The 11,513-nt window shown below is 74.5% G+C and carries 11 protein-coding genes; 5 read left to right on the forward strand and 6 right to left on the reverse strand.

The annotated features are described in order from the left end of the window. Nucleotides 1-173: 173 nt before the first annotated feature. A complete protein-coding gene (locus ACVWNX_RS20345) occupies nt 174-1,367 on the forward strand; it encodes an RtcB family protein (protein WP_454408840.1) in 1,194 nt (397 codons plus the stop codon). A 43-nt stretch (nt 1,368-1,410) separates the two neighbouring features. On the opposite strand, the gene ACVWNX_RS20350 is transcribed toward ACVWNX_RS20345, so the two are convergent. The 3 genes from ACVWNX_RS20350 to ACVWNX_RS20360 all read right to left on the reverse strand — a co-directional run bounded on the left by ACVWNX_RS20350 (nt 1,411) and on the right by ACVWNX_RS20360 (nt 3,036). Next, complete coding sequence (locus ACVWNX_RS20350) at nt 1,411-1,638, reverse strand: hypothetical protein (RefSeq protein ID WP_454408841.1); 228 nt, start codon at nt 1,636-1,638, stop codon at nt 1,411-1,413. Further along, nucleotides 1,635-2,432, reverse strand: coding sequence for an SDR family NAD(P)-dependent oxidoreductase (locus ACVWNX_RS20355; protein WP_454408843.1), 798 nt, complete (start codon nt 2,430-2,432; stop codon nt 1,635-1,637). The genes ACVWNX_RS20350 and ACVWNX_RS20355 overlap by 4 nt, the downstream gene beginning before the upstream one ends. A gap of 265 nt (nt 2,433-2,697) precedes the next feature. Next, nucleotides 2,698-3,036 carry a YnfA family protein gene (locus ACVWNX_RS20360; RefSeq protein ID WP_454408844.1) on the reverse strand — a complete coding sequence of 113 codons (339 nt, stop codon included), beginning with the start codon at nt 3,034-3,036 and terminating at the stop codon, nt 2,698-2,700. 296 nt (nt 3,037-3,332) lie between these two features. On the opposite strand from ACVWNX_RS20360, the gene ACVWNX_RS20365 reads away from it, so the two are divergent. Beyond that, nucleotides 3,333-4,088 (forward strand): hypothetical protein, encoded by a 756-nt coding sequence (locus ACVWNX_RS20365; protein WP_454408846.1) that lies wholly within the window; start codon nt 3,333-3,335, stop codon nt 4,086-4,088. A gap of 146 nt (nt 4,089-4,234) precedes the next feature. On the opposite strand, the gene ACVWNX_RS20370 is transcribed toward ACVWNX_RS20365, so the two are convergent. Beyond that, nucleotides 4,235-5,080, reverse strand: a complete 846-nt coding sequence (locus ACVWNX_RS20370) for an AraC family transcriptional regulator (RefSeq protein WP_454408848.1) — start codon at nt 5,078-5,080, stop codon at nt 4,235-4,237. A gap of 83 nt (nt 5,081-5,163) precedes the next feature. On the opposite strand from ACVWNX_RS20370, the gene ACVWNX_RS20375 reads away from it, so the two are divergent. From ACVWNX_RS20375 to ACVWNX_RS20385, 3 genes are all read left to right on the forward strand, one after another. Next, nucleotides 5,164-6,036, forward strand: a complete 873-nt coding sequence (locus tag ACVWNX_RS20375; protein WP_454408849.1) for a TIGR03086 family metal-binding protein — start codon at nt 5,164-5,166, stop codon at nt 6,034-6,036. Between the two features lie 243 nt (nt 6,037-6,279). Next, nucleotides 6,280-7,401, forward strand: coding sequence for an LLM class flavin-dependent oxidoreductase (locus tag ACVWNX_RS20380; protein ID WP_454408850.1), 1,122 nt, complete (start codon nt 6,280-6,282; stop codon nt 7,399-7,401). After that, on the forward strand, nt 7,398-8,084 hold the full coding sequence (locus tag ACVWNX_RS20385) for an FMN reductase (RefSeq protein WP_454408851.1): 687 nt from the start codon (nt 7,398-7,400) through the stop codon (nt 8,082-8,084). Before ACVWNX_RS20380 ends, ACVWNX_RS20385 begins: the two co-directional genes overlap by 4 nt. 175 nt (nt 8,085-8,259) lie before the next feature. Here ACVWNX_RS20385 and ACVWNX_RS20390 read toward each other — a convergent pair whose 3' ends face one another. Continuing rightward, nucleotides 8,260-9,618 (reverse strand): glycosyltransferase family 4 protein, encoded by a 1,359-nt coding sequence (locus ACVWNX_RS20390; protein ID WP_454408853.1) that lies wholly within the window; start codon nt 9,616-9,618, stop codon nt 8,260-8,262. Nucleotides 9,619-10,536: 918 nt separating this feature from the next. Beyond that, on the reverse strand, nt 10,537-11,151 hold the full coding sequence (locus tag ACVWNX_RS20395; protein ID WP_454408855.1) for a hypothetical protein: 615 nt from the start codon (nt 11,149-11,151) through the stop codon (nt 10,537-10,539). Nucleotides 11,152-11,513: the final 362 nt, after the last annotated feature.

Below are 11,513 nucleotides of genomic sequence, written 5' to 3' on the forward strand. Positions count from 1 at the left end.
GGCTCCCCGGGCCACCGAGGGGGCTTATTCGCTTGCCGCGGGGGACGCTCCGACCGACACAATGTGTATCGCACGCACGGCCGTGGACGCCGGTCCGTCATCCCTTTCGTTGACCTTGGCTCCGTTATTTGCGTTTGGTGACTTTTCTTTATTTACGGGGGAATGGGGAGGATATGTCGTACGTAGAGCTTCCGGGGGCCCGGGTGCCCATCCGGATGTGGGCCGACCCGGTCGGCGTCGAGGACGTGGCGATGCGCCAGCTCCGGAACGTCGCGACCCTGCCCTGGATCGAGGGCCTGGCCGTGATGCCGGACGTGCACTACGGCAAGGGCGCCACGGTCGGCTCGGTGATCGCGATGCGGGGCGCCGTCTGCCCGGCCGCCGTCGGGGTCGACATCGGCTGCGGGATGTCGGCGGTCCGCACCTCGCTGACCGCCGGAGACCTGCCCGGCGACCTCTCCCGGCTCCGTTCGAAGATCGAGGAGGCCATCCCGGTCGGCCGCGCCATGCACGACGAGGCCGTCGAACCGGGCCGCTTCCACGGGCTGGCCACGGCGGGCTGGGACGACTTCTGGACCCGGTTCGGCGGCATCGCGGAAGCGGTGCGCTTCCGCCAGGACCGCGCCGTCCGGCAGATGGGGACGCTCGGCGGCGGCAACCACTTCGTCGAGGTGTGCGTCGCCACGGACGACTCGGTGTGGCTGATGCTGCACTCCGGCTCCCGCAACATCGGCAAGGAACTCGCCGACCACCACATCGGGGTCGCCCAGTCCCTCGCCCACAACCAGGGACTCGTCGACCGCGACCTCGCCGTCTTCGTCGCGGACACCCCGCAGATGGCGGCCTACCGCAACGACCTGTTCTGGGCGCAGGAGTACGCGAAGCACAACCGCGCGCTGATGATGGCGCTGCTGAAGGACGTCGTCCGCCGGGAGTTCCGCAAGGCGGGCGTCACCTTCGAGCGGGAGATCTCCTGCCACCACAACTACGTGGCCGAGGAGACCTACGACGGGATGGACCTGCTGGTCACCCGCAAGGGCGCGATCCGCGCCGGATCCGGTGACTACGGGATCATCCCCGGGTCGATGGGCACCGGCTCCTACATCGTGCGCGGACTCGGCAACGAGAAGTCGTTCAACTCCGCCTCCCACGGGGCGGGCCGCCGGATGAGCCGCAACGCGGCCAAGCGACGGTTCTCGGTGCGCGACCTGGAGGACCAGACCCGTGGGGTCGAGTGCCGCAAGGACGTGGGGGTGGTGGACGAGATCCCCGCCGCCTACAAGCCGATCGAGCAGGTCATCCAGCAGCAGGAGGACCTGGTGCGGGTCGTCGCCAAGCTGCGGCAGGTCGTGTGCGTGAAGGGATGAGGGAGGGACGGGGCGGGGTGGCGCCAGCGCCCCGCCCCGTCCCTCACTTCCCGTGGCGGACGGCGAAGATCATGACGAACGCCACCAGATGGATGCCGAAGAGGAAGTAGGCCAGGTACCACCAGACCTGGCGCTCGGTGCGCTTCTCCTCGGCACGGCGGCGGACGTCCGCGGCGGTGTCCCCGGCCGGGGCCGGGGGCACCGGGACGGACCCGGACCCGGGCGTGGACGCCCGGGCGCCAGAGACGGGACGGTCCGGTCCGGGAGTCATCGGACCCGGTGGACCTTGGTGTTGGACGCCTGGGCGCGCGGGCGCACCACCAGCAGGTCGATGTTGACGTGACTGGGACGGCCGACGGCCCAGCCGATGGTGTCGGCGACGTCCTCCGCGGTCAGCGGTTCGGCCACCCCTTCGTAGACCTTCGCGGCCTTCTCCCGGTCGCCCCGGAACCGGGTCGTCGCGAACTCCTCCGTCCTGACCATGCCGGGCGCCACCTCGACGACCCGCACCGGGCGGCCCACGATCTCCAGCCGGAGCGTCTCCGCGAGGACGTGCTCCGCGTGCTTCGCGGCGACGTACCCGCCGCCGCCCTCGTACGTGCCGTGCCCCGCCGTGGACGAGACGACCACCACCGTGCCGTCGCCGCTCGCCTCCAGGGCGGGCAGCAGGCACTGGGTGACGTGCAGGGTCCCCAGGACGTTCGTCTCGTACATCCGGCGCCAGTCCTCGGGGTCGCCCGTCGCCACCGGGTCGGCGCCGAGCGCCCCGCCCGCGTTGTTCACCAGGACCGCGCAGTGCTCCAGGGAGGCGGCGAAGGACTCCACCGCCGCGCGGTCGGTGACGTCCAGCGGATGGGCCGTCGCGTGGTGTCCCGCCTCGGTCAGCTCCTTCGCCAGGGCGGCTATCCGGTCCTCGCGGCGGGCGGTCAGCACCACGTGGAACCCGTCGGCGGCGAGGCGCCGGGCGGTGGCCGCGCCGATGCCGCCGCTCGCTCCGGTCACCACCGCCGTGCGCCCGGGCGGGGGCGTGCCGTGGGGGAGGGAACGGGTGTCCGTGCGGGGCATGCGGGGCTCCTCGACCTGGGACGGCTGGTGGCGCGGCTGCGTCGCCGCACTCAGGATAGGTGGGTCCGGCCCGGGCCGTTCGGGCCTGTGGATAACTTCGTCGGCCTCTTGGCCGGACCTTGCCGTACCCCGTTCTGACCTGCACGGATGTCATCCGCCGACCTGTACGGACGTCCCCCGCCGAGCGGCCCCCCGTCACCCGTCGGGCACCCACGCACGCCGGGCCCGGCACCCGCCGGGCCGCCCCCGTGGCGCCGCGACCGCCTCAGCCCCCGTTGCGGGGCGCGTACATGATCACCGCCATGCCCGCCAGACAGACCAGCGCGCCCGTCACGTCCCACCGGTCGGGGCGGTAGCCGTCCGCGACCATGCCCCAGAGGATCGACCCCGCGACGAAGACGCCCCCGTACGCGGCGAGCACCCGGCCGAACTCGGCGTCGGGCTGGAGCGTGGCGACGAACCCGTAGGCGCCCAGGGCGATGACCCCGGCGCCGATCCACACCCAGCCCCGGTGTTCCCGCACGCCCTGCCAGACCAGCCAGGCGCCGCCGATCTCGAAGAGGGCGGCGACGGCGAAGAGCAGGGCGGAGCGGGCGGTGAGCATGACCCCAGGCTGCCACGCCACCGCGGCGCGTCACCTGTTGGGTGGCGCCTGGGACGGAGGAGGCGGGGGATACATCGGGAGGGCGTGGGCGGCCGAGGACGTCGACGTCGACGGTGGCCCGGCCGGACCGTCCGGCCTCGGATCGCCCCGGTGCCGGATCGGACTCCGGCTCCGGCCCGGGTCGCGGCTCCGGCCCGGGTCGCGGTTCCGGTCCCGGACCGGCTTCGGTGCTTGGCGGGAGGAGCGGTGTGACACGCGGACATCTGAGGGGACGGGGGACGAGGACGGTGGCGGTCGTGACGGCCGCCGTCCTGTGCGGCGCGGTCGTCGGCACGGCGCGGGGCTGGCCGCCTCCGCCGCCCGCGCGGGCGGCGGAGCCCGTGGCCCTGACCGTGCCGTCGACGGCGGGACCGGCGCTCACGGAACCCCCGGTGACCGGGGAACCGACCACCGGGGCCCCCACGGCCGCCGACCCGACGACCGCCGTTCCGACGGCCGGTCCCTCGACGACCGCTCCCCCCACGCCCGGCGCCCCGGCGCCCGGCGACCCCGTCTCCGGAGCGCCGACCACCGGGGCGCCCACCCCCGAGGTGCCGACCCCGGGAGCACCGACCCCCGAGGTGCCGGTCACCGGGGAGCCGACGCCCGAAGCACCGGCCGTCGAGGTCCCGGAGGCCGATCTCGCCCAGCACGGATCGGCGTTCCTCGCGGCCGGACGGGTGACCCTGACGTTCACCCCGCAGAACTTCGGACCGTCCGACGTCCCCGACGCGACGACCCGGCTCGACTGGTCGGTGCCGCTCGCGGACGAGCAGGACCTGCCGCAGCGGTGCGTCCGCGCGGGCCGCTCCTCCGTGCTGTGCCGGACGGGAGGGCTGGTGGCGGGCGCCCCCGGCGAACCCGTAGAGGTCCGGGTCCGGCTCCGGGGCGAGCCCGACGAGGTGACCCTGCGGATGGACACCCCCTGGAGCGGCGGGACGCGGGACGCCAACCCGGACAACCACGCGCACGAGGTGCTGGTGCTGGACACGGGCGACGTCTACGCCTTCTGACCTCCACCGCCAGGCCCGCCCGGAGGTCCGGTACCGAGGTCCGGCCCCCCGGCCCCGGGCCCCCGGCCGCCCCCGCGCCCACCGGCTCGGGCGCGCCGCGCGGTCGCCGGGCGGGCCGGTCGCCGGGCCCCGGGCGGCCCGGCGTCTCAGTGCGGGGCGTGGTGGGCCGTAGGGGGGACGCCCACGGTCGCGGTGAAGTCGCGGACCAGATGGGCCTGGTCCGCGTACCCGAGGTCGGCCGCGAGCCCCGCCCAGTCCACCGCCCGCTCGTCCTCGGCGCGCTCCAGCGCCTCGTGGATGCGGTAGCGGAGGATCACCCACTTGGGGCCGACCCCGACGTACCCGGCGAAGAGCCGTTGCAGCGTCCGGACCGGCAGGTCCTGGTCCCGGGCGAAGTCCCCGACCCGGCGGATCGTCCGGTCCCGGCGGATGAGGTCCACCAGCGTCATCGCGAGGGTGGCCTGCGGATCGGGTTCCGGACCCCGGCCGTCCGGGCCGAGCCCCAGGAGGAAGGCGTCGAGGGCCGCCACCCGCTCCAGGTCGTCGTCGGGGGCGAGGACGGCGTCCGGGACGGTGACCGTCGCCGGGGCCCGGGCGTGGGCGGGCGGGCCGAAGACCGCCGCGAGGGAGAGGCGGCGTCCGGTCCACTCGGCGACGGGGGCCCAGGGGGCGAACGGCCGGAAGCCGCCCGGACGGAACTGGACGCCGCAGACCCGCCCCACCGAGGTCAGGTCCTGGGTGAACAGGTCCAGCCCGACGCCCGCCACCTCCGCGAACGGCTCCCGGTCGGCGTACCGCTGGAAGACGACGTTCACGGAGGGGTGCGGGACGACGTGGGTGGCGTAGGGCCGTGGCAGGTCCCAGTCGATCAGCCAGTAGTGCTCCAGGTACGGACGCAGTGCGGGGGCGGGCTCGTGGCGGCGGAAGCGTACGCGGCTGAGCAGGTCGGCGGCGTTGACGATGCCCCTGGTGTCATGGCGTGGCGCTGGCATGGGGAGAGCGTATGCGCGGGGGTTCGCTCAGAGCTGTCGTGTTTGTTCAAGCCGGGGCCGTGGCGCTTTCTTACGGTGAACCTATGAGTGATCTTCACCCCGCGCCCGGCTCCGAACCCGCCTCCGACGCCGAACCCGCAACCGGCTCCGGCTCCGGCTCCGAACCCGCTCCCGAGGCCCCCGCCGTCCCCGAGGCCGCCGTCCCCGACGCCGACCGTGGCTCCCACGCCGCCCCGGGCTCCGGACCCGCTCCCCTCCCGGGCTCCGCCCGGCCCGCCCCGCCCCTCCCCGGCGCCGTCCCGGCCGGACCCCCGCTGGGCGCCCTGCTGGCCTCCGCAGGCCGACAGGCCGTGGCACTGGTCCGGGCGCTCCCCGACGGGAGACCCGGGGCCCCCGGCGGGTCCGGGGAACCCGGGCGGTCCAAGGAACCCGGGACGCTCGACGCCCCGACCCCCTGCGCCGACTACGACGTCCGGGAGCTGGTGAACCACCTGTTCCACGTGGTGACGCAGTTCCGCGAGCTGGCCCTCAAGAAGCCGTCCGACTTCTCGGCGACGCCCGACCGGGTGGCCGTCGGCCCCGACTGGCGCGAGGGGTTCGCCGGGGCGGTGACGGAGCTGGTGCGGGCGTGGTCGCTGCCCGGCGCGGAGGAGGGCACCACCGGGGCGATGGACCTGCCCGCGCGGACGGTGGGCTCCATGGTCCTGCTCGACCTGGCCGTGCACGGATGGGACCTGGCTCGGGCGGTCGGCGCGCCGTTCGACCCCGATCCGGACGGGGCGGGGGTCGTCCGGGTGCTGGAGGGCGCGGTGGCGGGGATGGCGCCCACCGCCCGGGCGATGGGGATGTTCGGCGAGCCGGTGGACCCGCCGGAGGGGGCCGGACCGTTCGAACGGTTGCTCGCCGTGACGGGACGCGACCCCGGCTGGACCCCACCGGCCCCCGGGACCGCGTGACGGCGGCCGGAACCGGAACCGGGACGGCCCCGGTGGACGCGGAGGCGCGCCCACCGGGGCCGTCCCGGTTCCGTGGCGCCCGGGAGGGACGGGGGAGGGGCGGTGGCTGAGGTGGCCGGAAGGCGCCCGCCCGGGGTCGCGACCCGGGCGGGCCCGGGGTGCGGGAATACCTCGCCGTGGGGTACGGTTCTGATCGATGTAGTTGAAGAATCAACCATCAGAACCTCCGAAGGGTGAGCAGCCATGCAGTTCGGGATCTTCACCGTCGGGGATGTCACTCCGGATCCGACGACCGGACGCACCCCCACCGAGCACGAGCGGATCAACGCGATGACGGCCATCGCGCTGAAGGCCGAGGAGGTCGGTCTCGACGTCTTCGCGACCGGCGAGCACCACAACCCGCCGTTCGTCCCCTCCTCGCCGACGACCATGCTCGGCTGGATCGCCGCCCGGACCGAGAACCTGATCCTCTCCACCTCGACCACCCTCATCACCACCAACGACCCGGTGAAGATCGCCGAGGACTTCGCGATGCTCCAGCACCTCGCGAACGGCCGCGTCGACGTGATGATGGGCCGGGGCAACACCGGCCCGGTCTACCCGTGGTTCGGCCAGGACATCCGGCAGGGCATCCCGCTCGCCATCGAGAACTACGCGCTGCTGCACCGGCTGTGGCGGGAGGACGTGGTCGACTGGGAGGGCAAGTTCCGTACGCCGCTCCAGTCGTTCACCTCGACGCCCCGCCCGCTGGACGGGCTGCCGCCCTTCGTCTGGCACGGCTCCATCCGCTCGCCGGAGATCGCGGAGCAGGCCGCCTACTACGGTGACGGCTTCTTCCACAACAACATCTTCTGGCCCAAGCAGCACACCCAGCGGATGGTGGAGCTGTACCGCGAGCGCTACGCCCACTACGGGCACGGCACGGCCGAACAGGCGATCGTCGGTCTCGGCGGCCATGTGTTCATGCGGAAGAACTCGCAGGACGCGGTGCGGGAGTTCCGCCCCTACTTCGACAACGCGCCCGTCTACGGGCACGGCCCGTCGCTGGAGGAGTTCTCCCAGCAGACGCCGCTGACCGTCGGTTCGCCGCAGGAGGTCATCGAGAAGACGCTGTCCTTCCGCGAGTACGCGGGCGACTACCAGCGCCAGCTGTTCCTCCTGGACCACGCGGGCCTGCCGCTGAAGACCGTCCTGGAACAGCTCGACCTGCTCGGCGAGGAGGTCGTCCCGGTGCTGCGCGAGGAGTTCGCCAGGAACCGCCCCGCGAACGTCCCGGAGGCGCCCGTCCACGCCACCCGCCTCGCCGCCCGGAACGCCGAGGACCGCGAGGACCAGAAGGAGCAGGAGGAGGTGAGGAGCGCGTGAAGCTGGTGGTCGTCTCCGCGGGACTGAGCGTCCCCTCGTCCACCCGGCTGCTCGCCGACCGCCTCACCGAGTCGGTCGTACGGCGCGCGCCGGGGACGGACGTCGAGGTCGTCGAGTTGCGGGACCTCGCCGTCGAGATCGCGCACAACTTCGTCACCGGCTTCCCCGGGCCCGCCCTGGAGGCGGCCCTGGGGTCGGTGGCGGACGCGGACGCGCTGATCGTGGTGTCGCCGGTCTTCTCGGCCTCCTACAGCGGTCTGTTCAAGTCGTTCTTCGACGTGATCGACAAGGACGCGCTGACCGGGAAGCCGGTGCTCATCGCGGCCACCGGCGGCACCGGCCGCCACTCGCTGGTCCTCGACCACGCGCTGCGCCCGCTCTTCGGCTATCTGCGGGCCGTGGTCGTCCCGACCGGGGTGTACGCCGCCTCCGAGGACTTCGGGGCGGAAGGGCTCGCCGAACGCGTCGACCGGGCCGCCGGGGAGCTGGCCGCCCTGGTGGCGCCCCGGACCCCGGCCACCGCCGGGACGGTGCCCCCGCAGGACCGGGGCGCCCCCGGCACGGGCGGGGGCGCGGCCCCGAGGACGGTCGGCTCCGTCGAGGACCGACCGCTCGGGACGGGCTCCCTGAGGGACCGACTCGTCCCCTTCGAACAGCAGCTCGCCGCCCTCCGGCCCAGGTGAGCGGCGCCCGTCCGGGCGGGAAGCACCGCGTCCGGGACGGAAGACCCACGTCCGGGCGGGAGGATCCCCGTCCGGACGGGCCGGTGTCCGGGCGGGTCGATCCGCCGGACGGGCCGATGCCCGGGCGGGTCGATCCGCCGGACGGACCGGTGTCCGGACGGACCGACCCCGGCTGTCAGCGCTCCCGGGGACCCCGCGTGCCCCGGGACCCTGACAGCCTCCACGCCCACCGCGCGCCCCGCGTCCACCGCAGTCCCAGGGGCATCTGCGGCCCCAGCCCCCGCAGCAGCCCTCCCAGCCTCCGCACCCTTCGTACCCTCCGCGCCAGTGTCCGCCGTCTGCGGAGGAGGGAGGCGGTGTACCGGGCGCGGGTGCGCTGCCAGCCCCGGCGGGTGCGGGTGGTGCCCAGCTCCGCGAAGAGCGCCTCGTAGCGGGCCACGATCGGCCCGGGGTCGTACCGCCGGGCCCCCTCCAGCGCGGCGACGCCCATCGCCCGCCGCCCCGCGTCGTCGTCGATCAGCTCCAGCACCGCCGAGGCCAGGGCGTCGGCGTCGCCGACCGGCACCAGCCGCCCGTCGACCCCGTCCCGGACGATCTCGGCCGGACCCAACGGGCAGTCCGTGCTGACCACCGGCACCCCGCAGCGCATCGCCTCCACCAGGGTCATCCCGAACGACTCCGCGTCGGAGGCGCTGACCAGCAGGGACGCCTTGGCGAACTCGGGCTCGATGGGGGAGCGCGGCCCCATCAGCACCGCCCGGTCCGCCAGCTCCAGCCGGTCGATGCGCCGTTGCAGCCGCTCCCGTCCGGCCCCGCCCCCGTAGATCCGCAGCCGCCAGTCGGGCCGTTTGTCGCTGACCACCCGGAACGCGTCGAGCAGCAGGTCGAACCGTTTCCCCTTGGCCAGCCGCCCCGCCGCGGCGATCACCTTCGCCGAACCGTCGGACGGGGTGACGCCCGGGTCGGGCACCAGGTTCGGGACCGCGACGACCGGGACGCCCGGCAGCCGCATCCGCGCCCGGTAGACGGCGGCGTCCGCCTCGGTCATCGTCACCAGCGCGTCCAGGGTGCGGTAGTGCCGGGCGAGCACCCCGCGCAGCCGCTTGCCGTGCGCGTCGTGCCGCAGGTGCTCCTGGGCGACGCGCAGGGCGTCGGCCGGGCCGAAGAGCGCCAGGTAGACGTTGATCCCCGGCCGGGTGCCGATGACGACGTCCGCGTCGCAGCGCTTCAGGAAGGCGCGGACCCGCAGGTCCACCAGACGGCTGTACTGGTGGTGCCGCTTGTCCTCGACGGGGAAGTCCCGGGCGGGTTCGGCGTACTCGGCCAGCCCGGTGTCGCCGTGGCCCGGGCGCAGGTCCACCAGCGGGACGAGCCCGACCCCGGGCGGAAGGGCGAACCGGGGCCGCTCCCGGTGCCGCATCATCGACACGATCCGCACCTCGTGGCGGTCGGCGAGCGCCCCGGCCAGGTTGAAGGTGGTGCGGATGGTGCCGCCGATCGCGTACGCGTTGTGCAGCAGGAAGACGATCCTCACGACCGGACCTCCCGCCGGGGCGCGGACGCCGGGCCACGCGCGGACGGCGTGGCCGCGCCGCCCGGCCGCCGGACTCCACCAGCCCGACGGACTCCACCAGCCCGACGGACCCGACCCGACCCGCAGTCGGGCCCGCAGTCCGGCCCGTCGTCCGGGTCCGGCCCGCCGTCCGGTCCGCCGCCCGGTCGGACACTCGGTCGGCCGTCCGGTCCGCCGCCCTCCCGCCCGCCGTCCGGAACGCTTTCCGTGGCCCCGTTCGGATACTCCGGCCGTTCCACGTGATTCCTCCCGATGACCACCCGCGCCACGCACCGTGCGCGTGCGCGTACCGCCGCTTCGCACGCCCGGTCCCGCGCGCGGCGCGCACCCCTGGAACGCCCCGCGCGGGGGAGGGGTTACGAGCCGCCCGGGCGCCCGTCGGGCGCGTCGCGCGTGGTGAAGGGCCAACACCCCTGTACGGAAAGGGGGGTTCCGGGCGCTAGTGCCCCGGGGACGGGTCCTGCCGCCGTACCCACGGGCGGGACGAGCGGGAGTCGCCCGACGGCGGACCGGAGACCGGCGGAGGGGCGCACCGGCGCGCGGCGATGCGCGGCGACGCGTCGGTGAAGGCGCACCGGCGAGAGGGAGCGGCGAGGTGGCCGAAAAGGGCGCGGCCAGCGAAAGGGACTGACCGCGAGGGGGGCGCGGCGGCCGAGAGGGGCGCGGTCGGCGGAAGGGACCGACGGCGAAGGCGAGGACCGCGAAAGGCGAGGACCGCGAAAGGCGAGGGCCTCGGACGGCGAGGACCGCGAAAGGCGAGGGCCTCGGACGGGCGAGGACCGGCGGGAGGAACGGACCGGGCGGAAGGTACTGACCGGGCCGGAGGCGCGGACCGGGTGGGAGGGCGGACCCGGTGGGAGGGGCGGACCGGTGGACCGGTCAGGGCCAGACGAGACAGTACGGCTGGTGGCCCGCCTCGTGCAGCCGGTGGCTGAAGTCCTGCCACTCGTGGAGGAGCTGGTAGACGTTGAACGCGTCGCGCGGGCCGCCGCGGTCGGGAACCGTGGACCAGATGAACGCGGCGGCGCCGACCGCCTCCTCGCCCACGCCGCGCAGCGGGTCGACTACCGTCATGGGGAGCTTGACGACGGCGTAGTCGGGGTGGAGGACCACGAGTTCCAGCGGGGGGACCTTGTGCAGGGGTATGCCCTGGATGCCGGTGAGGACCATGGCGGCCATCGTCTCCGGCTTGATCTTGGTGAACATCCCGCCCATGCCGAGCTCGTCACCGCCCAGCTCCTCCGGGCGCATCGAGATCGGCACCCGCGCGGCGGTGGCCCCGTCGGGTGCGCCGAAGTACTTGTAGGTCACCCCCACGCGCCCGCTCCCGCTTCCCGTGTGCGCCCGCTCCGTGCCGCCCCCGCCCAACGGGACGTGTCCCCCGCCGGGGAGCTGCGCCCCCGCGGCCTCCGCCTCGCGCCGGTGCCTTCCCCGCCGGGCACGCCGGGGGCCGAGGTCGCCGGTCCCCTCGCCCAGTCCACCACCGCGATGCATATCTCCACCCGACTGCTTTTCCCCGGCGCGCGACAGCAGCCGCGCGACCCGATCATCGTGTCAGTGACCTCCCCCACGCCCACGCGCCGAAACGTGCCGTGAAACACCCCGGCACGGGCGTCGGAGGTCTCCGCCACCACGACCGTGCGAGCTGCCCGTATCATGCCCCGGCTTCGGGCTGCCCGGGTAGTCTACGGATCATGGACCCCGCTCATGGGGTGGGGCGGCCGGAGGCGGTCGCGACCGTATCTCCGGGTCACCGAAGGATATACCCGACGGGCAAACTCCAAAGGGGATAAGAGCGAGGTCGGCCCGAAAGCGCGGGTGGAGTTCCGCCGGGAATAGTCCGGTCGGCCGGAGTG

The organism is Streptomyces sp. JNUCC 64 (assembly GCF_054484115.1).